Here is a 20016-nt window from a genome sequence, read left to right as displayed (position 1 = left end):
CTAAGCGGGTAAAATTCTTTCCAGGTACTCAATTGGGTCAAACAGTTTTAAATCTTTGTAGTCCTGGCCGACGCCAATAAACAGGATTGGCTTCTTGATCGCGTAGACTATGCTCACAGGGACGCCTCCCTGCTCGTAGGCATCTACTTTGGCTATCACAACAGCGTCTACGCCTACCTTCTCATTGAAGAACCGCGCCTGTTCTATAGCGTCGTTACCTGTTAAGGCGTCTACTACGAGTATTTTCATGTGCGGCTTAACGACCTTCACTACCTTCCTTAACTCCTCAACTAAGTCTACGTCTGTGTGCATTCTACCAGCTGTGTCGATAAGCACTACGTCGAAGCCTCTGCTCTTCGCGTAGGCTATGCTATCATACGCCACCGAGGCGGGGCTTACCCCATACCTGCCCGTAAAGACCGGGACTCCTATCCTGTCCCCATGTATTTTCAGCTGTTCTTGAGCTCCGGCCCTAAAGGTGTCCGCGGCCACCATCAAGGGCTTGAGACCCTTCTCTTTAAGGTAGTAGGCTATCTTGGCTATAGTGGTGGTTTTGCCGACACCGTTTACGCCTAGAAAGACTATTTTGAAAGGCCTCTCGCTTCTAACGGCCTTGTCGAACTCTATGCTACCCGCTTCGCGGAAGTAGCCTAGTATAGTCTCCCTCAAGTACTCTACGAGTTTTTCTCTGGATTTAACCACGTTTTCCTCTATCGCCTTGTTGAGCTTGCTTGATATGTCCTCCGCTACTTCCAGAGCGACGTCGTTCGACAATAGCTCCAGCTTCAGCTCCTCTAGCTCGCTTAACAGCTTATCCTTTGAGAACGCTATCGACGCGACTCTCTCGACGAAGTTTGAGAAGGCGCTCTTGAGCCTACGAAACAAGAAAACACCCTGCGGGTCCTCTATTACCTACTACCGCTTCCCCCGCCGGTAGAACCTGCTTGCCTAGACTGTAATTGGGCAAATACCTGGCTGAGGATTTGCTGGATGTAGGAGTACTCTTCCACTACAGACTTGTAGTCCCTCTGCAGTTTGTCAACGATCCTCTTCACCGCCTGCAGTCTCTTCTCCAGCAGGCTGATGCCCTGGTCCCTGCTCGCCTTAGCATAGTAGTTTAGGCCTAAGTTCACTATTACATTTTTGTCCCAACCGTCTTTTACTACAGCCGGCACCATAGCAGAGCCGAGCCTATTTAAGAGGACGTATATCTGGGTCTCCCCTTGTGGCAGGTTTCTAAGAGTGTCTAGAACCAGCTGTAGCTCTGCGTACTGTGTCAGGTATGTGTTTAATGCCGACTGTAGCGCGCCGGCGTACTCCTTTAACTCCTCAGCTCTCGCGACTAGTTCCTCTAGGGTTACAACCCTGCCCTCTTCATCCGGCTTCTTGCTCATTTAACTACCAGCCTCTCGACCCTCAGAAGCTCCCGCACGTGCGGGTCCGTAGCCTCCTCGGGCGGTATCTCCTCTATCTTCTCGACAACTATGTGTTTCCTCCTAAGCTTGTGGTTGCTCCCTAGCAAGGAGTAGACTTTCTCTAGGGCTTGCTCTCTTGTCAAGGCCCTAACCTCCTTTGTGAACTTCTGCCACGTGGGGTACCTGTCGTGGCTGATGAGCATTCTACCCACAACCCTGTAGATCTTCACCTCTCCCATCAGCCACCACCGAAACCCCTCTTTATCCTCAGTATCTCGGGGCCAGTCGTGATGCCCCCTACTATAACGCCCCTATTATTAGCAATTAATCCGCTCTTTATAAACGGAACTCCAGCGTTGACTGTAGCTTTCTCAACTGTGACTCCCAGAACTTGCTTTATGAGACTTATTTCGTCCTCGGGTAGGTCGGGGTGAACTATGCCTCCAAAGTCGTTCACGACGCCCAAGCTACCGGGTATGGGGAGGTTCATCAAGCTCCTCCTCACTACGTTGATACGCAGCACTTCTACCATCTCTTTCACGTCTTCCTCTGAGAAATCTGGGGAAGCGATGCCCGCCTTGTTGTTGAGGAGTATCGCGTTCCCCAGCGCCGTGACACGGGACTTGAGGACTCTCACTTCGAGACCGTACCTAGAGACCTCCTTCTTCAGCCAGTCCAGCTCCGAGCTGTGGACAAAATGGGGGAGCAAGATCCCGTTATCGTTCCCCGCCACGAAAACTCCGTTCAGAGGACTGCCGGCTACTCTGAACTCGAAAACGTTAACGCCCAGTATCTCGCTGATCATCTCCAGGTCGTCGCGGGGTAAGCCCGGCGGTACAAGCGCGATCTCGTTGTTTACGAAAATGTAAACCCCTATGTTCGAATTGCCATAAACGCTCAGCTTCACGATCTCCATTAATTGAAACACCTAGTAGAGATTCAAGCGGTCTTTGTCTTGCGAGGACTTCTAGCTAGTAGCACCTTCGCTGTCTTCTCCTCGGGGTCGTACCTTATCTCGACCACTACTCTTCTAGGGGGCTTCTCCCTGCCCCGCGACCAAATGAACTTGTTCACTAGCGGGTCGATAACTATCTTCTCAGCCTGTTTATAGTGCCTCGCAACATACTTTCTTACGAGCCTGACAGCCCTGTCGGCTCTGTTCATTCTCCTACCGAAGTAAACTCGGGAGAGCGGTATCACGTGGACGGACCTCTTGACCTGTGCCTCGCTCAACTATACCACCCCTCTCACAGCTTCAGCTTGCTCCTACGCCAGTGTCTCAGCCTAAAGGCCCTCCTGACCCTCCTGTTAGTCTTGAGCGTGACCCAGATAGGTATGGGTCTATTACTCTTAAGGGCGGCCGCTAACCTGAGCTTCCTGGCCAGGGGTTTGAAGCGGGCCATACTTACTTCCTCCTTATCTCAATCTTTGTTTCCCTATGGGTCTGTTCGTATATCTCTGCGAGTAGTCTCTTGAGAAAGTCATCAGTGATGGGTATTTTAACTCTCCCGCTCCTAGCCAAGTTAATCAGCTGCTCCTCGAGGGCCTGTGCCAGCTCCGGTTTAACGAGCCTCAGGTTTGCCAGCCTCTCTCTAGCCTCGGGCGTCAAGATCTGACGGAGCGCCGCCTCGATCTGCGCCCTGCGCTGCCTCTCCTCCTCCATCTTTCTTTGCAGCTCGGCGAGCTTCCTCCTCTTGATCTCCTCTAACTCCTCGTCTTCGTAGCCTGCCGCCACGGCGAAGCACCCACCTAGTTGTCTAAAACTGCTTTTGATCCTCTTAAGGCTTAGGTGGTAGCTAGGTACTTGGCGTACTCGGGGTTCTCCCTAGCGTACTCCCTCGCTACCTCGAGCGCCACCCTATCAATTATCGCTACAGCCTGCGGGGTGAGCACCCTACCTTTACGGGTCCTCCTCACCAGCTGCGCCTGCTCGAGCTGCTGGAGGATCTTCCTGATTATGCTCCCGCCAGCCCTCCTAAAGTGAGGGGGTCTGACACCTCTCCTTTGCCTACCGCCGTAGACGACTCTCAGCTCGCTCAGCCCGACCGGCCCGCCTGCCTTGTACATCTTTCTGAGTATACTCGCAGCCCTAACGTACCACCAGTCAGGGTCCGAAGGCGGCCTCTCCTTGAAGCAGCCGGTTTTAACAAACAAGTGCCAACTCGGTGGCTTGACCTCGGGCACGTTCTCTTTCAAGTACGCGGCCAGTCTTTTTATTAGCCTGTCTGCTGGGACTTCTAGCGCGTTGACCATCCTAAAGCACTCCCTTAAGCAAGCTAGATGTAGTTTAAAATCGTTAAGGTGTTTTAAATGTTAATAGACAGCTGCCGAGTCAGCGCCACGCTTCTTAACAATGATAAACGTGTGCCCTCTAACGTCTCTAACGACACCGCCGGTTCTCGAGGCGATCTCTCTAGCTATCTCCTCCACATCGGCCCCACTCGTCCTTAGATAAGACTTGAGCACGCGTACCTTCACCACGCCCCTCTTACTCAGCCTTGTCTTAACTTCCTTTACAAAACCCTCTGTAATACCCCTCTTACCTAGCTGTACATCTACCTTGCCTTCGAGCCTCTTCCTGATCTCCTCCTTGACTTTATCATGAACCTCCTTCTCCAACCGCACTCTAGGCATGTGACAACCAGCCTTGAGCCCCTACCCTCGCTAACTATCCTATACCTTGCTGTTAACCCGGGTATTAAAGGTATGTAGCACCTCCTGCAGTACCCTCTTCTGATACTCTTGGGCGGCCTAGTCCGGCTCTTACCAGCGATGTCTACCACTAGCTCGATGTACCTTCTCGCTAAGTCCTTGTCGCCTCTCCTAACTGCTTTTAACGCCATGTCGTAGAGTATGGTCATTCTCTCCTTCGCTATGTCCCTGAGCACGTCCCTCAAAGCCGTTCCTCCACTAACCCTATCTTAGACTCTTGCTGAAGAGCGTGCTAAATAAACCACCTCCCGCGATCTCATACGACAAGGTGGAGAGTGTGGGGCCGCTGACCATAATACTCCTAGAGTCCGGGCTTGAGCTCGTACCACCAGAGATTAGGCACGAGCCACCCGTTATTAAAAACGCGAGGAGGCGGGGTAAGGACCCGTCTAAAATACTGCTCGACATCTCTATCCACTATCACGCCGCCAGGAAACTCAGAGACTGGGTTAAGAGGGGCCGCCCGGACATAGTCCACACGACCCTTCTGCAGATCCTCGACGGGCCGGCTGGCAGGAGTGGTCTAGTCAACGTGTTCGTCCACACATACCAGGGGCTTATTATATCTTTCAAGGCGGGCGTGAGACTACCCCGCAACTACAACAGGTTTGTGGGACTGATGGAGCAACTTTTATCCGAGGGTCGGGTGCCTCCTGGGAAGGGCGAGCCCCTGATCAAGGTAGAAGACTACGGCCTAGAGGACTTCGCTCGTAGAAACGGCTTAAAAGGCGTCTTACTACTCTGGGAGAGGGGCGAGCCCAAAGGGCTTAGCACAATAGTAACGGAGGCCCTCGAGAACAACTACGCCATAGGTATAGGTGGGTTCCAGCACGGAGACTTCGATGAAAAAACACTTCAGATCGCTACAGTGAAATATTCCGTCTACAAAGAGTCGTTGCCGACATGGATCGTGGCATCGCGCCTGATCACAGCATTTGAGGTAAAGCTAGGTTTATTAAGCCCTTAACTAAACAATTATTATCGGATCTAGATCAAATAATCAAAAATGGTGATCTCTCGCTTCTACGGTGTTTAATAATTAGGTATAATAACGAAATTATCACTCTCTTTTAAACCTTCTAAAACCAATAGAATATCAGCAAGAATACTTTTCAAGGATTTGGATCAGGTGAAATTTTTATGGATCAGCAGATCGTGAGTCATAAAATAGAGAGCAAGGTCGACCCATTAGTAGAGTACGCTAAGTGGAATAGTCTAGACGTGAACGAGAACGCTAACAGGTATATGGGTCCCACCGGTTTCTTCAGCTACCTACTCGACGAGTACATGAAGAAGGACCTGCTGGACTTGATACCGTCGAGGATCCTCAAGGCCCATAAGGCGGGGCTGATATACATCCACAAGCTACCCTATAGTATATACATACCCTACTGTTCGGGCCACAGTGTTAGCAGGCTTCTGGAGAAGGGCCTGAAGACTTTCACGGTTGTCTCGAGGCCGGCCAAACACTTCGACACCTATGTCGACCACGTCGCCAACTACCTGATAACCCTACAGCACTACTTCACCGGTGCTCAAGCATTCTCGAGCGTTGAGTGGTATGCCGGCCCATTTATTAGAAACGACAAACTGGACTTCAAAACCGTTAAGCAACAAATACAGAGGTTACTCTTCAACCTCAACTACCCGACTAGAGTCGGAATGCAGACGCCGTTCACAAACTTCACCGTCACAATGGACGCTGCCAAGAAAGCTCTTGAAGGAGACTACGCTGTATATGACGGGAAGAAGGTCGAGCCTCTCGGGGTCTACGAGGACGAGGCCAAGACGTTCTTGAAGGCGATGTTCGAACTGCTCATGGAGGGCGACGCCGTTGGACAGCCGTTTACGTTCCCTATACCGACGCTCATGACCACTGCCTCTTGGATCTGGGACGACCCCGAGATTCACGAGTTAGTGTTTAAGACCGCGGCTAAGAGGGGTAGCTTCTACTGGCTCAATACGAGGATTGTCGACCCCGACGGGTCTTTCGCGATGTGTTGCAGGATCGCCATCGACAGGAACGAGCTTTTGTACGCTTACTCTAAGACGGGCGGCTTCAGCCTAAAGGGTAGCTCGCTTACGAGGAAGGACCTCGAGGAGGCTGAGGAGGAGTACTGGAGTAAGCTGGAGAGACAGAGGTTCGGAGGGCTGTGGGCCATGCCGGACATAACGGGCAGCGTGAACGTTGTAGACGTTAACTTGCCTAGGGTAGTACTCGAGTCCCAGAGAGAGGAGTCCAAGTTCTGGGAGCTGTACGAGGAGAGGCTCGAGCTAGTGAGAGAGGCCGTCGACTGGTTCAGGCAGAGGTATGTGAAGCTGATGAAGCAGTACCCGGGTCTCTACAGCATGATACTGGAGTACATGCCGGAGTTCCCCTCTAGCCACTTCAACACCATTGGTTTAGTAGGGCTACCCGAGGCCGCCGCGATCTACATGGGAGAGCCCAAACTATGGCTCGAGGGGTCTAGGAAAGACTGGTTGAGAGCCGCCGAGTTGATGAGGAAAATGGTGGAATTCGCAACCAGCCACGCAAGGGAGTGGATGAGGGAGACCGGTACACCGTGGAACGTGGAGGAAGTCCCCGCGGAGTCCGCGTCGCCTAAGATGGCCTCTATCGACATGAAGCTGTACCCTGAGCTCGCCGAGTACCTTCCCGACCCGGAGAACCCGGTATACAGTACAAGTATAGCGCCGTACTATGGCGAAATCGATCTAGCCGAGAGGATAGAGATCGAGGCCAGAGTCCAGAAGTACTTCACCGGAGGAGTCATGATGCACATATTCCTCGGCGAAGAGCCAGAGCCGGAGGCCCTCGCAAAGCTCGCCAAGAGGATCATGGAGACGGACATCGTGTACTGGAGCTTCACACCAGCTCTGACGTACTGCCCCTCGTGTAACAGGACCTTCACCGGTCTCTACACTAAGTGCCCGGTTTGCGGCAACACGAACGTGGAGATCTGGAGCAGGATTATAGGGTACTACAGACCACTGAAGAACTGGAACCCATACAGGAGAAAGGAGTTCTGGACTAGAAAGCACTACACGTAGCGCGAGGGTCAAAAACGGGTTTTTGTTATGGAGGACATCAGACTTGTAGGAGCGGGTTGGAAGAATGTTAGCCTGGTCGACGTTGTAGACTCGGTCACTTTCACCCTATGGCTCTGCGGCTGTAATTTGAGATGCCCCTTCTGCCATAACTGGAGGCTAGCCGTAAACGACCCGGAGAGGTGTAGACTCCTCGATATCGAGAGATTGATCGACGAACTAGACGCGTCCAAGATGCTGGTCGACTACCTTCACGTGACCGGTGGAGAGCCCCTAGTACAGTGGTTGGAGCTGAGTAAGCTGCTCAGGTTGGTGAAAAACAACATAGGGGGGAAGACTAGCGTTAACACGAACTTAACGTTGTACTCACCACTGAGTAGGCTCCTCAGAGAGGGACTAGTAGACCACATCGCCACGGACCTGAAGCTCCCTCCCGAAGTTATGTACGGACACGACCCCGAGACGGCCTCGAAGTTGTGGTCTCTATACGAGAAGGGGCTCGCACTCGTAGCCGACTACGGTGTACCCCTAGAGCTGAGAATCCCCATCACCAAGTTCAGTAAACCAGCCCTCGTATCGGAATACCTGGTTAAAATCCAACAGTACCTGTCCAAAATCGGAAGGCTTATCATCGTTGTCGAGCCACTACTCGGTGAGCCGGTTACCACGCCGAGAGACCCAGACTGGTGCAAGCTCTTCTGTAACCCGGACAACGGTCTATTAGACGAGGTTGCCGAGACGGTGTCCAAGCTCGGCTTCCGCGTAAGGGTAAAAAGGTGGCTTTCTAGCTGAAATACACCGTTTTAACCTCTGCCAGCAATACCTGGTGCCGGTAGGATAGCTGGATGCCACCTAAACACTACCCTTCAGCCAGGCTTGTAGCTAGGCTGCCCGACGCGCAGAAGCTCATCGCCATCTCGGCTAAGCTCACCATTACTCCGAAAGACTTCGAGAGTATCGCGGAGAGAATGGACGAAAACAAAATAGAGACGTGGATTACCGAGTTGGTTAAGAGGGGTCACGGCAGCCCACTAGAGCACAGCATCTACGTGTTCGAGGTCGTCTGCAGCAGGGTGTGCAGCCACCAACTGGTTAGGCACAGGCATGCCTCGTTCTCCCAGCTAAGCCAGAGGTACAGCGACAAGTACCTGAGAAGCCTGGTGTCTAGAGCTAGAGAGTTGACTGGGTTGACAGGTGAAGACGTCGGCGAGGTCGAGGTGATAGACAGACTCCTCGAGATGAGACTAGACTTCAATACCCTCCTTGACGTTGTCGGCGAGGCCTTTATCGTGCCTCCAAAGGTTGTCGAACTTGAGAACAGGGCGTTTTTGGAGAGGTTACTTGAGAGCGTCAGAGACTACTACGAGGTCCTCAAGAACGGGATTATTTACGAGGACGCCAGGTTTCTCCTACCCCAGGCCGTTAAGACAAGGGTTATTGTGAGCATGAACGCCCGGGAACTACTCGAGGTGTTCATACCGTTAAGGACTTGTAGCAGAGCCCAATGGGAGATCAGGTGGGTCGCCTGGGCTGTGAGAGAGGAGCTCGTTAAGGTCGACCCGCTCATATTCAAATTCTCAGGTCCGCGCTGTGTCCTCATGGAAAACAGGGCCAGAAGTAGCCCGTGTAGCCTGGAGGACTTCGTGAATAAGAAGTGCTCCTTCACGATCGAGAGGTGCCCTGAGCTAGTGCCGAGAGACAAAATACATGAGTGCCTCCTTTACTCGGTGTCGGAGTTCCAGAGGTGTACTCGAACGGGCTGAGTTCGCGACGTAGATTTCACAGGTATACTGAAGGCTGTTGGAGACTTTATCGGGCATTTATATAACGCGCGGCCGCTAACAAATCCTTGGGACGTGACTACATGGGCAAACTGATGTTCGCCCAGAGACTGAAGAGTATCGCTCTTCTCGCTATCCTAGTACTTGCCGCCTCAACTCCCACAGACGACCTTCTAGCATATTTTACTAGACTAGACCTCATTGTGTGGATGTCCTTCCTTACCTTACTTCTAGCGAGTATGAAACGCGGTGTTTTAAGAGGGGGCAAGGCCCCGATAGGCGAGCTAATATGGTTTACCGGCTTCCTCCTGGTCACGGCTGGGAGGCTTTACAGCGTGCTGACCGCCCTCCAGAGTATACCTCTGAAATTCTATCTCGGGGGCTTTATAGACGCAGGTAACTACTCGCCGACTATTATGCTGGTGGTTATGGGGCTGGTCTTGTCTGCTGCTGGTGACCTCGTCAAGGGTTGGCAGACGCTCCTTCCCAACCCCCTCAACACCGTGACCGGTATTGCCCGCGCCCTATTAGCACACCCTGCCCTGGTGTCGGGGGCTATAGCGTTCCTCGTTAGACTTGTACCTGAGCTAGCATACTCCAATTACATTCTAGGTTACGACACGGTGGAGTACGTTGCTCATTTAAAGGACTTCGCAGCCTCTCCCAGCTTGTTCGGCGTATACTACTGGTTTGGAGGTTTGAGGAGAGTACCCCCGCTCCTAGACTGGCTACTCTACCCGTTTGCCAGGCTCGCTGACCCCGTGATGGTGTTCAAGCTGTACGCCCCCGCAGTATACTCGATAGTAGTTGCACTCACGGTCTACTACGGAACAAAGTTGATGGGGTTGAGGGGAAAGACGGGGATAGCTCTCGGCGTAGCAGCTTCTTTCAGTCTGCTGATGCTGAGACTCTCCTGGGACTTGATGAAGCAACTCCTCGCCGAGCTCTTCTTTCTGACAGCAGTCATCTTCGTCGATGAAGATCGGCGCCTAACCCCCTTGTTGTTCTTCGCCTTATCCACTCTCGCCAGCGAGTTCGGCGGGTTTACCTCGAGCGTCTCAGCTCTTATGATAGGGCTGCTTGAAATACTGAAAAGGAGGAGGGCCATAACAGGTCTTACTTACCTAGCGTCTTCCCTGGTCTTCTACTACGTGACCGTTCATTTCATGATGAGACTGCCGGCTCTAGTCGGGAACCCTGTCTCAGTAGTATCCCCGCCAGTGGTTACATATAATAGCCTGGCAGTGCAAGCACCCTACGTAACGGCATACCTAATCATAACACTAGGTCCTCTACTACCCTTCTACGTCGCCCAGCTAAGCGAAGACCTGAGCAAGCCCAGGTATTCTGCTACTATCTCGCTAGCCCTACTCATGATTTCTCTTACCCCGCTGGTAGCACCTACCTTAAATATTAGCGGGAGTGAGTGGGACAGGATCCTGATGACGATAGCTCCTTTAATCCTGGCCTCCAGTTTCAAGAAGGTTTCTGAAACGGGTCTCAGAAACTCGCTGGCTGTCATAACCGTACTGATCACCCTGCCGGGACTCTACGCTGTACTACCGGGAGGAGACTTCTATAACATTGTGATTTACAACACCTTGTACAGGACCCCAACTCTATTGAGACCAATGCCACCCGACCTGCTCCTTTACAACGCTGCCGTAGACGTGTCCGCGAGAGTCGCGGACTTCTACGGTAAAATGCCCATTCTAGCACCCGAGTGGGTTGCTAGGTTCATCCACCTCTTCGTGAGAAACCCTGATCCCAGAATGCTCACCTCCTACCCTATCCTGAGTACCAGTGCTATAGAGCTCGCTGTAAGAGAAAATGGGCGCGTAGTAGTGGTCCTGCCGATGACCGACCAAGCCGTTATTCCCGCAAACTTCAGAGCGGAGACTATATACGAGAACTTCTACCTGAGAGTGGTCGTAGTGTCTTCTTGAACCGTGTAGAGCTACCCCTCGCCAAACCGACCCCTTTAATGAGTAACGGTATGTAGTAATAGGTAGTGGTACGAGGTGGTAGTATGATCCTCAGCGACTGGGATATCAAGGTCTACCTCGAGAAGAAACTCCTCGTGATAAACCCTCTTCACGAGGACACCGTGAGGGAGAACGGCGTTGACCTAAGGTTTGGAAGCGAGTTCTGCAGGTTCAAGACGGGTGGGGTAATAGACACGAGAGAGATGAACGTCACAGACTTCCTCGAGTGCGAGAGAGTCGGCGAAGAGGGCTTCCTAATAAAACCGTACGAACACGTCTTGACGACGACTTTGGAATGGGTGGAGCTACCCGCCGACCTCGTCGGCCTGGTCAATCTGAGGAGTACCTTCGCTAGAGCCGGGATCTACATACCCCCTACAGTAATAGATGCCGGGTTCAAAGGGGAGGTAACTATTGAAATCGTTGGGGGGCCCAACTCTGTTAGGGTATACCCTGGCCAGCGTTTCCTCCACGTAGTTTTCCTCAGGACGAGTAGCCCGGTCTATAAGCCCTACAGCGGCAAGTACCAGGGCCAACGCGGTGTAACACCAGCGTTGAAGGACAGGAGTTAGAGGAGGCGTTATTCCTAGTGCCGCCGCCGGGATTTGAACCCGGGTGTCCCGCACCCTCACGGGCCTAGGGTGTCACGGGCTCGAGAGGCCCGCATACTTGACCGGGCTATACTACGGCGGCTCCTTCTAATTCTATAAGTAGAGGAGTTTTAAATTTCAATGCCCCCCGTATTTAACAGTGGTCCCAAGCTCGACGGCTAGACACGGTGTTGAGCGTGTTCTCGCCCGGCTTTGTATACGAGCTTTCAGCGATCGTCGGAGCCCTCGTGGTCGCGCTAATAATCCTATCGTCCCTACTTAGAGGCGCTCTACTCAGAGCCGCCGTTACCATACTTGGCCTAGTGGTAGTACTCCTACATTACACTGTGGTCTATCTCGTCGTTACCTCTACCGGTGTCCAGCTGACAGTGCTACCACTACTCATCGTAGAGTCGACCCCCAAAGGCTCGACGCTCTACCCTGACATCGGACAAATAATAGTCTTGGGCATTCTATTTCTCTGGTGGGACAAGATAGCCGGTGCGCTGAAGAAGCGCGAGCAGCACGGTAACGGAGGGGCCGTCTCACCCTAGCCAAAACTACATGAGGGCCCATCCCCTACCCGGTTCCCAAGTTCTCTACTTCCGACGAGGTGAGGAGCAGGTAGCTTAAGTACAAGGACCTAGACTGCTCCGCTAGGAACGCCTCTATGACGTTCTTGGTCTCTGGATATATTTTACCCTTCTCGAAAACGCGCGCGATCGACAGGGACACGTCCTCGATACTGACACTTGGCGTGAGCAACCCCGTCTCGACAAGGACGTCTCTCAAGCTCAGGCCCCTGAGCCACTCCGGTCTACTGACCTCCCTTACATCGATCAGCTTACCGGGCTCGGCGTTTTCGAGCACTCTTACCAGTGTTCTGAGATTAGCCCTCTTTAGCTGCTCCAACGTCTTGTCTTTGGACTCGACCACGAGCTTGTAGTCCTCGTAGTCGACCTTCTCGGCTATGAGTGCCTCGAGAGACCTTAACGACTCCGGCGGCTTAATGTAGGGTATTGGCGGGTAGGACTCCACGACGTTGTACGCGTCTTCGCCGTCGAAGAAGCTGAGCCCCGCGATCATCACCGGTCTAGGGGAGTCCTCGCCTGACACCTCCGTAAACGCGTAGAGGGCGCCTATCTTCAAAGCCTTGCTAGGTTTCGGGATTTTCACCCTGACCCCCCTCACGAGAAGCGGTAGCTTCTTTTTGGCAATAATGTAATCAATGACCCTAAGGATCTCCTGCCTGACGACCTCCCAGTTAAACTCGTACGAGACTAGTGTAGAGTACGCTAGTTCGTCTATCTGGGATAGCAGTATTCTGTCGAGCGGTGTGAATGTGTAATCTTCAACAGCCCTCCTAACGGTGCCCCAGTCTATGCTGTCTATTAGACCCGCTGACTCGGGTTCGTGGAGGTTGAAGTACTTCGTTTCACCGACTTTGACGACATCGTACATAATGGTCTCGAAGGCTATACCGAGCCTCTTCCTGAGAATTATCATCAGGCTGGCGAGGGCCAGCCTGAGGAGCTCAGCGTTCTCCGCGGGGTCTACGTCAAACCTGTATCCGTAGGTGAAGTCCCTGTACTCGCCTCCTGTCGGTGTTGGGAGGTATATGTTCCTCCTATCGTAGAAGACGATGGTCTCTCCCCCGACCCTTATCGACTTGGGTTTCTCGGACCTCACCGTCCATACACAGCGGTTTGGGACTTTCTTGTAGACCCCGAACCCCCTCGAGGGCACGTAGACCACGCAGAGCTCGTAAGACGATATTCTTCCAGCTAGGAGGTCCCTCAGTATGTTCGGCTTCTCGCCCCACCCGTCCTTTATGTACCTGTACTCCTCCAAGGCGAGCCTGAACGCGTCGTCCTGGTAGAAGTCTATCTCCCTGAAACCTTTCTCTACCACCCGGGCGACGTGTCTCGTACTCCTACCTTTCTCTAGGGAAACAACTATTGCCTCCTCCCCGTAGTCGATGCAGCCCGGCTGAAACCTCTCTACGAGGTCGCAGTGCCCTATCGGCTCTAAAGCCAGCTCTTTGTCGCCCTTCACCAGGTACCTCTTGATACCGTACGGTGGAGCGTACTCGTAGAAGTTGATCCTTTCGTATACTCTCCTCAGGTAGTCTAAGCTAACCTTGCCGCTAGAGAGCAGGCCTGCTTTCTCCAAGGCCTCTTTCTCCAGCTCGCTCAGCTCGCCTTTAAACCACGGCGACAAGAGCTTCGAGAGGCCGAGGAACAGGTGGAGGTACAGGTTCCCCGGGTTGATTATTGTCTTCTCTACTCCGAGGTTGAGCCACTCTTTGAGCGCGTCGAAACCGTTGGCGAGCAGTTCTCTGTCCCACCGGCCGATAGGTATTATCACAGTCTCCGAGTAGCCTAGCTCGGCTCTCCTCCCTTTCCTCCCCTCTCGCTGGTAGTACTCTCTCACGTCGTCCGGCAGGCCTAGGTGAACCACCCTGGCTACCTCGCCGATGTCTATCCCCTGGGAGAGAGTTCTGGGGGATATCAGTAGCTTGATAAGCCCCGTTCTTGTTTTCTCCTCAATTTCCTCTCGTCTCTCCTTCGGCACTAGGTGATGATGCGTGGCAGCGGGGACCCCTTCTCCCAACCTGTTTTTGAGGTCCCTCAAAACCTCCTCTGCTTGGCTTATGCTCCTGGTGAAAACGATTGTGACGTAGTCGTCGGCGAGGTAGCCCGACAGTATTTCAATGTAGTCTGGGTGGATCGGGGGGACCTCTAATCCTAGCGACTCGAGGTACTGGAGGTAGAAGTACGGCCTCTCTGCGAAAACATCGAATTTTTCCATAGCCACCCTCACTTCTTCTGGGATTTTGCCCCTCAACTCGGGCCTCTCTACTTCACGCCTAACTCTCTCCCATATCTCCCTGAGGTTTTTACCGAGGACGATGTAAGTCCTGTTTTCGACCCTGAACGGCTTACCCCTGATTACACGGTACTTCCTGCCAGTGACCTTCTCCAGGAAGACGCCGAGATCGTCCGGGTTGGATATGGTCGCCCCCAGCACAGCGACTTGGAGCTTCTTGTCCGACACATCGCTTAAAATTTTGAGCATAGCCAGTAGTAGGGCTAGGCTGCGGGGACTGTAGAAGTCTATCTCGTCGATAACAAGCAAGTCCAGACCCTTGTAGAAGTTGTGTAAGAGCGCCGAGCTCTGGGTTATGAGGAACTTCTTCAAGTCGTTTAAGAGGAAAGCGGGGTTTGTAACTACGATTTTAACCTTCCCCATCTCTTCGACCAGCTTTCTCCTCCCCGCCGCGGACAGTCGCTTGACTCGTATGCTGTCAAGCTGTGTGAACCCGATTTTCAGCAGACCCGAGTACTTTGCTATCCTCTTGACTTGGTCGTTCGCGAGCGCTAGTGTCGGGTAGACGGCTATTACCTTGAGGGGTGTGCCCCTTCTAGCCTGGTCCAAGACGTATAGGACCCACGCCTCTGTTTTACCGCTACCAGTACCGGAGATCAGTATGACGTTCTCGCCGTTCCTCAGGGCTTCGAAGGCCTCGAGCTGGTGCCTGTAGAGCCTCTTACCCCCTATGCTTAGCCCGCTAAGCTCGGGCACTAAGTCCGAGAACTTCACATCCGCGTAGTCCGGGCTAGAGGCCTCTTCTACCTCGTAGTAGTAGTTGTAGCCCAGCCTTTCTAGCAGAGCCCTTGTATCGACTCTCATACTCTGTACTCCTGACAACCAATTAATCAAATGGGGGAAGCCCTAATTTACCACTCCTACACCTGTTTCCAGTCGCCTCGCTCTACCCTGCTTACTCTACACGGGCCTGTTCAACTGGTAACTGCTTAGGCTGTGGGCTCTAGTTTAATAGATGGCCCCAAGTCTTTATGTCTAGGTGACTTACGGGGATGAATGTAAGTCTACTCCAGCTGTTCCTGGAGTTCATGAAGATAGGGTTCTTCATGTTCGGCGGAGGGTACGGAGGGATAGCTTTAATGTATAAGGAGCTGGTGGAGATCAACAAGTGGGTCAGCGAGGACGAGTTCGTCAAAATACTAGGTATCGCAGAGAGCACCCCGGGTCCTATAGCGATCAACTCCGCCACTTACATAGGCTACAAGCTAGGGGGCATACCGGGCTCGATACTTGCCACTATGGGCGTGGTAGTGCCTCCCTATCTGGTGATACTAGTGATAGCGATGTTCCTTACACGCTACATGTACACAGAGGCGGCTAGGATCGTGTTCAGGGGCATAAACTCCGCCGTGGTAGCGCTCATACTCTACGCGCTAATAACCGTCGGCAGGAGCGTCCTCGTCGTCGAGAGACCTCCCTTTATCGACGTGATCTCGGCGGTCATATTCGTGATAGCCTTCGCGCTACTGTACTTGGCGAGGCTGCATCCGATATACGTGATCCTCGCCTCGGCAGGGTTGAGTATACTCGTCAGACTAGTACTCGGGTTGTAAACCGGGATTTAGTCGGCATGGTTTTTGAGTCTTTTAGCACTGGCCGGCTCTACGTGCACTGTAGCCTCATACCCGAGCTCTTTCCTCAAAACGTCTTCTATTAAAGTAGCTATCTCGTGCGCCTCCGAGAGAGACGTGTCGTCCGGTAAGTGCACGTGGAGGGTCACCTCTGTGTGTTCGCCGTACTTGTGTACGTGTATGTGGTGTACGCTCTGGACTTTCGGGCTCACCTTCTTGACCACGCTTACTATCTCCTCTACTTCCTCCCTCGATGGGGCTCTACCAAGTAAGACGCTCGAGGCGTCGAGGACGATCTTGCCCCCTGTCACCACTATGAAGGCCGAGACCACCAACCCCATTACGCCGTCGACCCACCAGTACGTGCCACCGGCTGTCAATATAGCGAGAGCTAGTAGCCCAGTCGCTATTGCGTCGCTCCTGTGGTGCCACGCATCACCTTTTATGGACTCAGAGTTAAACTTTTCCCCCAGCCTGAAAGCCCACACGGCCAGGGCTTCCTTGATAGCTGCGGAGACCAGTAGAACCAAGACTAGTGTGAGCGAGTATACTTTGAAGCTCTGAACCAGGGTCTTGAGCTATACGAAAAAGTCGGAGAAGTGGGGTCTAGCGTTTCTTCTACATTATCCGCGGGGACAACACTAAGAATACGTCAAAACGAAAACCGCGACTGAACCTACTTGGCGATGTACGAAACTGTCTCGTGAACGCCGGGGGCGGGATTCGAACCCGCGCGGGCGTAAGCCCACTGGCTCTCAAGGCCAGCCCCTTAGGCCGCTCGGGCACCCCGGCTCTACTTACCTTTATCCTTTTTCAAGGTCTTTAAACCGTGCTCACTGCTTCAAAATGAACCCTAGCCGTAGGGCCTCGAGAACTTTCTTCAAGGGGTCTTTTAGTAGTTCCGAGGCATAAAATGTGATGAGACCTGCCGCAAACCCCCCTAAGACGTCAGATGTCCAGTGGACACCCAGGAGTATCCTTGATAGGCAGACTGCGAGGGCCCAGGTGTATGTAGCCAGGCTCCACGCGGTACTCGATCTCTTACCTGCGTACAGCGCTAGCGCTACTGCTCTCGTGGCGTGACCGGACGGGTAACTGTAGTATTCCAAGGACGTCAACGCCGACACTGGTTGAAGAGGGCCGCTCAAGCCCGGCCGCGGTACTCTGAAAACCAGCTTGAAGGCCGCGTCGAACAAGACGGATAACACAAGTAAAACCGCCACCTCGTAAGTATGCTCTCTGAGCCCCCTTGCGCGGACGAGGTCTGTAACAGCCATTACGACCCAGACCACGCCGAGGAAAGCCACGCTCGCCGTACTCGTGATCCCTACAACCACGACGTTGTCAAACCTTAGTTGCTCGTAAACATAGTAGTCTAGACCCCTCAGGAGCCCTGACAAGACTGCCGCGGACAACGCTCCAAAGAGCACCAGCGAGTAGGCTAGTTTGAGCCAAGTCTTCACCATAACCAACACCAGCCCCTTAGCTTTGAGAAGTCTTGTAGTTAAGCATGCCTGGGTAAGGTAAAAAAGTGTGTGGCATACGAGGATTTAGAGTGCGGGCTATATAGGCTTGGCGAAGCCCCACTTCTCCAAGGCTCTCGCGAGTTCCTTGTGGTCTTTCGCGTACTCCTCTAGGGGTATCCCCTTTATTATAGCGTCGAGAGCCTGCCTAACTGCTGTAGCTCCCGCTCTAGGGCCGTCCGGGTGCCCTATTGTACCTCCACCTATCTGCATGACGAGGTCCGTCCCAAGGGCTTCGATCACTATTGGTAGATTGCCGGGGTGCAGGCCGCCAGACGACACGGGCATCATTGGCTTGATGTGGTACATCTTCTGAGGTAGGTGGAAGTCGTCGTCGGGGTCGGGCTGGTAGTCCTCCGCCCTGAGCATCTTGGCTATCCTGACCACGTCCAACTTGGCGCCCTCGAGCTTGCCCGCCCCTGCCGTACCTATGTGTAGCTGGTCCATCCCCAAGATCCTATACAGCTTGGCGAGCACGAACATCGAGATACCGTGGTAGGGGTTCCTCGTCATAGCGGCGTGCATCGCTCTGTGAGCGTGTATCGCTAGCTTGTACTCCTCCGCGAGGTCTCTAATGTAGGTCAGGGCCGACCAGCCCGTGATGACGACGTCGACCATTATGTAGGGGTTGCCGTAGTCCGCCACCAGCTTAAGCCTCTTCTCCATCTCTCTTACGTCCGCAGTTATGTTGGCGAACCAAGCCTTCCTCTCACCAGTCTCTTTCTCCACTTTGTCGATGATCTTCATGATCGACTTTGCCCTGGCCTCGAACCGGCAGAAGCTAGGGCTGGCCAGGTTCTCGTCGTCTTTTATGTAGTCCATCCCTCCCATTAGAAGCTCGAACGCTAGCTTCTCGACCTCCTCTGGAGTATAGCCCACTTTGGGCTTAGGCACGGTCCCCACAATGGGCCTGTCGTAGACTTTGAATATCTCTCTTACCCCTTTAACGCCCTTGAAGGGGCCTTTGAAGTACTGGAGGAACTGCTTCGGCAGGTAAATATCTTCTACTCTTAGACCCTCAACTCTCCTCATGCCGAATATGTTGCCAGCCACGCTAGCCAAGAACGCCGGCATGTTCCCCTCTTCGAACAGCTCGACGGGGTAGGCTACTCTAACAATGTAAGACCCGTCCTTCAAGTCCTTGAAGTAGTAGGCCCTACCACTTAACCTCTTAACCCTCGAGACGTCGTACCAGCTGAACAGCGTGGTCCAAGTGCCAGTGCTACTCTCCGCCGCTACCCCGCCTGCCGCGTCCTCTACAGTGAACCCGGGGGCCGGCTTGACTCTGAACGTGACTATCACATGGGTATCAGGGTCTGGCTGGTAGGTTTTGTCGACGTACTCGGGGTATGGTTCAAAACCCTCCTTAGACAATTACGATCCCTCACTTAAAGAATATTTTGGGTTAATTCACGATTAAATCTCCGACCTTGGGGAGACCAATAAGTTTGAGGGTGTCCAAATTGGTTGAGGAAAAAATTGTATACGAGGACCCGGAGGGGAGGTTCTACTACCTGGAACACACGAGTGACATATACGTTAAGGCGGTGGGGAGCGACATACTGGAGCTTCTCGAGAACGCGGGGCTAGCGCTCTTCGAGAGCATGGTGGACACTAAGAGTGTTAGACCGGTATTGGAGAGAGGTGTTAGCGCCGAAGGGTTCGACCTTGAGAACTTGCTGTACAGGTGGCTCGAGGCCCTCCTCACAGTGTACTACTCTGAGAGGATTATGTGTAGAGACCTCGAGGTACACAAGTTAGAGATTGAGAGGAGGGGCAACGAGCTCAACTACAGAGTTAGCGGTAGATGTGTTGGGGAAGTCTTCGACCCCTCGCTACACGAGGGCCGTGTTGAGGTCAAGGCCGTCACATACAGTCTGATGAGGATCTTGAAAGACGACAAATGGACCGCCTACTTCGTTCTCGACATCTAGTGCAGAACCAGCTTTTTAAGAGTAAGTGAGCACTCGTCGCAGAAGAACCTCTCCTTGGAGTCGACGTCGACTATACTGTTACTGAAGCTCATTACACACCTCCTATTGTGGCAGTGGGGTAGGCCGAGTAGGTGTCCCAACTCGTGCACCACCTCCTTTGCTACCCGCTCTACGTAGAGGTCGAACTTAGCCGACCTCCCGTAGAACTCCTCTCTCAGTCTCTTAGTGAAGACTACTCCCGTCCTCTTGCGAGGCTCCGCGAGTCCGAACACAAAGTTTAAGCCAGGCTCGTAACCGTCGATCATTCCCACCCCGACGAAATAACCCCCTTCGTCTAGACTCGAGACCCCCCTGTACAAGTCCTCAACTATACAACCAGCCCGGTACTGCATCCTGTCCCAGTCGTAGCACTTCAAACTCGGCTTGAGAACCTCCGGCCAACTGTATACCTCCAGGTCCACACCAGCCCTGCTGTAACTCTCGCGAACCATGCCAATTATGGTGTCAAGGTATTCGACAATACCTGCTCGAGTTAAAGGGACAATGTAGAGCTTGGGCAATCAACCAC

General features: G+C 53.1%; 24 protein-coding genes and 2 tRNA genes. 9 read left to right on the top strand and 17 right to left on the bottom strand.

The genetic code is table 11. The features are described from left to right. From ftsY to ACP5VX_RS00455, 10 genes are read right to left on the bottom strand one after another with little or no spacing between them, the layout of a single operon-like run. Positions 1–885, bottom strand: coding sequence for a signal recognition particle-docking protein FtsY (gene ftsY / locus ACP5VX_RS00500; protein WP_428723938.1), 885 nt, complete (start codon positions 883–885; stop codon positions 1–3). Between the two features lie 23 nt (positions 886–908). After that, positions 909–1394: a prefoldin subunit alpha gene (pfdA, locus tag ACP5VX_RS00495; RefSeq protein WP_428723937.1), complete on the bottom strand. Its 486-nt coding sequence runs from the start codon at positions 1392–1394 to the stop codon at positions 909–911. Continuing rightward, positions 1391–1654, bottom strand: a complete 264-nt coding sequence (rpl18a, locus tag ACP5VX_RS00490) for a 50S ribosomal protein L18Ae (RefSeq protein ID WP_428723936.1) — start codon at positions 1652–1654, stop codon at positions 1391–1393. The genes pfdA and rpl18a overlap by 4 nt, the downstream gene beginning before the upstream one ends. Next, positions 1654–2331, bottom strand: coding sequence for a translation initiation factor IF-6 (locus tag ACP5VX_RS00485; protein ID WP_428723935.1), 678 nt, complete (start codon positions 2329–2331; stop codon positions 1654–1656). Before ACP5VX_RS00485 ends, rpl18a begins: the two co-directional genes overlap by 1 nt. 23 nt (positions 2332–2354) lie before the next feature. After that, positions 2355–2648, bottom strand: coding sequence for a 50S ribosomal protein L31e (locus tag ACP5VX_RS00480; protein WP_428723934.1), 294 nt, complete (start codon positions 2646–2648; stop codon positions 2355–2357). Between the two features lie 14 nt (positions 2649–2662). Beyond that, positions 2663–2818 carry a 50S ribosomal protein L39e gene (locus tag ACP5VX_RS00475; RefSeq protein WP_014737053.1) on the bottom strand — a complete coding sequence of 52 codons (156 nt, stop codon included), beginning with the start codon at positions 2816–2818 and terminating at the stop codon, positions 2663–2665. Positions 2819–2820: 2 nt separating this feature from the next. Further along, a complete protein-coding gene (locus ACP5VX_RS00470; protein ID WP_428723933.1) occupies positions 2821–3150 on the bottom strand; it encodes a DNA-binding protein in 330 nt (109 codons plus the stop codon). A gap of 50 nt (positions 3151–3200) precedes the next feature. Beyond that, the gene (locus ACP5VX_RS00465; protein WP_428723932.1) at positions 3201–3668 is read right to left on the bottom strand and encodes a 30S ribosomal protein S19e; all 468 of its coding nucleotides are present in this window, start codon (positions 3666–3668) and stop codon (positions 3201–3203) included. 60 nt (positions 3669–3728) lie between these two features. Then, complete coding sequence (locus tag ACP5VX_RS00460; protein ID WP_428724019.1) at positions 3729–4040, bottom strand: YhbY family RNA-binding protein; 312 nt, start codon at positions 4038–4040, stop codon at positions 3729–3731. Continuing rightward, positions 3971–4303: a ribonuclease P protein component 4 gene (locus ACP5VX_RS00455; protein WP_428724018.1), complete on the bottom strand. Its 333-nt coding sequence runs from the start codon at positions 4301–4303 to the stop codon at positions 3971–3973. Before ACP5VX_RS00455 ends, ACP5VX_RS00460 begins: the two co-directional genes overlap by 70 nt. 101 nt (positions 4304–4404) lie before the next feature. Here ACP5VX_RS00455 and ACP5VX_RS00450 point away from each other — a divergent pair, with 101 nt between their 5' ends. The 6 genes from ACP5VX_RS00450 (at position 4405) to dcd (ending at position 11513) form a co-directional block, all read left to right on the top strand. Then, positions 4405–5094, top strand: coding sequence for a 16S rRNA methyltransferase (locus ACP5VX_RS00450; RefSeq protein ID WP_428723931.1), 690 nt, complete (start codon positions 4405–4407; stop codon positions 5092–5094). Between the two features lie 173 nt (positions 5095–5267). Then, a complete protein-coding gene (locus ACP5VX_RS00445; RefSeq protein ID WP_428723930.1) occupies positions 5268–7178 on the top strand; it encodes an anaerobic ribonucleoside triphosphate reductase in 1911 nt (636 codons plus the stop codon). 27 nt (positions 7179–7205) lie between these two features. Further along, the gene (locus ACP5VX_RS00440) at positions 7206–7967 is read left to right on the top strand and encodes an anaerobic ribonucleoside-triphosphate reductase activating protein (RefSeq protein WP_428723929.1); all 762 of its coding nucleotides are present in this window, start codon (positions 7206–7208) and stop codon (positions 7965–7967) included. 53 nt (positions 7968–8020) lie between these two features. Then, positions 8021–8938, top strand: a complete 918-nt coding sequence (gene thyX, locus ACP5VX_RS00435; RefSeq protein ID WP_428723928.1) for an FAD-dependent thymidylate synthase — start codon at positions 8021–8023, stop codon at positions 8936–8938. A gap of 101 nt (positions 8939–9039) precedes the next feature. Beyond that, positions 9040–10902: a hypothetical protein gene (locus tag ACP5VX_RS00430; RefSeq protein WP_428723927.1), complete on the top strand. Its 1863-nt coding sequence runs from the start codon at positions 9040–9042 to the stop codon at positions 10900–10902. 83 nt (positions 10903–10985) lie between these two features. Beyond that, positions 10986–11513 carry a dCTP deaminase gene (dcd, locus tag ACP5VX_RS00425; protein ID WP_428723926.1) on the top strand — a complete coding sequence of 176 codons (528 nt, stop codon included), beginning with the start codon at positions 10986–10988 and terminating at the stop codon, positions 11511–11513. An 18-nt stretch (positions 11514–11531) separates the two neighbouring features. Here the strand turns inward: dcd and ACP5VX_RS00420 are convergent. After that, a tRNA-Glu gene (locus ACP5VX_RS00420) sits at positions 11532–11634 on the bottom strand. Between the two features lie 94 nt (positions 11635–11728). Here ACP5VX_RS00420 and ACP5VX_RS00415 point away from each other — a divergent pair. Further along, the gene (locus ACP5VX_RS00415) at positions 11729–12085 is read left to right on the top strand and encodes a hypothetical protein (RefSeq protein ID WP_428723925.1); all 357 of its coding nucleotides are present in this window, start codon (positions 11729–11731) and stop codon (positions 12083–12085) included. Positions 12086–12110: 25 nt separating this feature from the next. Here ACP5VX_RS00415 and ACP5VX_RS00410 read toward each other — a convergent pair whose 3' ends face one another. Next, positions 12111–15224 (bottom strand): DEAD/DEAH box helicase, encoded by a 3114-nt coding sequence (locus ACP5VX_RS00410; RefSeq protein WP_428723924.1) that lies wholly within the window; start codon positions 15222–15224, stop codon positions 12111–12113. Positions 15225–15412: 188 nt separating this feature from the next. On the opposite strand from ACP5VX_RS00410, the gene ACP5VX_RS00405 reads away from it, so the two are divergent. After that, positions 15413–15973, top strand: a complete 561-nt coding sequence (locus ACP5VX_RS00405) for a chromate transporter (RefSeq protein WP_428723923.1) — start codon at positions 15413–15415, stop codon at positions 15971–15973. Between the two features lie 8 nt (positions 15974–15981). Here the strand turns inward: ACP5VX_RS00405 and ACP5VX_RS00400 are convergent, their stop codons facing one another. The 4 genes from ACP5VX_RS00400 to rbcL all read right to left on the bottom strand — a co-directional run bounded on the left by ACP5VX_RS00400 (position 15982) and on the right by rbcL (position 18888). After that, on the bottom strand, positions 15982–16521 hold the full coding sequence (locus tag ACP5VX_RS00400) for a cation diffusion facilitator family transporter (protein ID WP_428723922.1): 540 nt from the start codon (positions 16519–16521) through the stop codon (positions 15982–15984). A 178-nt stretch (positions 16522–16699) separates the two neighbouring features. Then, positions 16700–16783 (bottom strand) — tRNA-Ser (locus ACP5VX_RS00395). A 41-nt stretch (positions 16784–16824) separates the two neighbouring features. Continuing rightward, positions 16825–17457, bottom strand: a complete 633-nt coding sequence (locus ACP5VX_RS00390; RefSeq protein WP_428723921.1) for a phosphatase PAP2 family protein — start codon at positions 17455–17457, stop codon at positions 16825–16827. A 96-nt stretch (positions 17458–17553) separates the two neighbouring features. Beyond that, positions 17554–18888, bottom strand: coding sequence for a type III ribulose-bisphosphate carboxylase (gene rbcL, locus ACP5VX_RS00385; RefSeq protein WP_428723920.1), 1335 nt, complete (start codon positions 18886–18888; stop codon positions 17554–17556). A gap of 89 nt (positions 18889–18977) precedes the next feature. Here rbcL and ACP5VX_RS00380 point away from each other — a divergent pair, with 89 nt between their 5' ends. Next, on the top strand, positions 18978–19448 hold the full coding sequence (locus tag ACP5VX_RS00380) for an archease (RefSeq protein ID WP_428723919.1): 471 nt from the start codon (positions 18978–18980) through the stop codon (positions 19446–19448). On the opposite strand, the gene ACP5VX_RS00375 is transcribed toward ACP5VX_RS00380, so the two are convergent. After that, positions 19445–20008: an archaemetzincin family Zn-dependent metalloprotease gene (locus tag ACP5VX_RS00375; protein ID WP_428723918.1), complete on the bottom strand. Its 564-nt coding sequence runs from the start codon at positions 20006–20008 to the stop codon at positions 19445–19447. The two genes, ACP5VX_RS00380 and ACP5VX_RS00375, sit on opposite strands and share 4 nt — an antisense overlap. Positions 20009–20016: the final 8 nt, after the last annotated feature.

Source organism: Thermogladius sp. (assembly GCF_049970955.1).
Lineage (GTDB): Archaea > Thermoproteota > Thermoprotei_A > Sulfolobales > Desulfurococcaceae > Thermogladius.
This window is presented reverse-complemented; position numbering and strand designations above follow the sequence as displayed.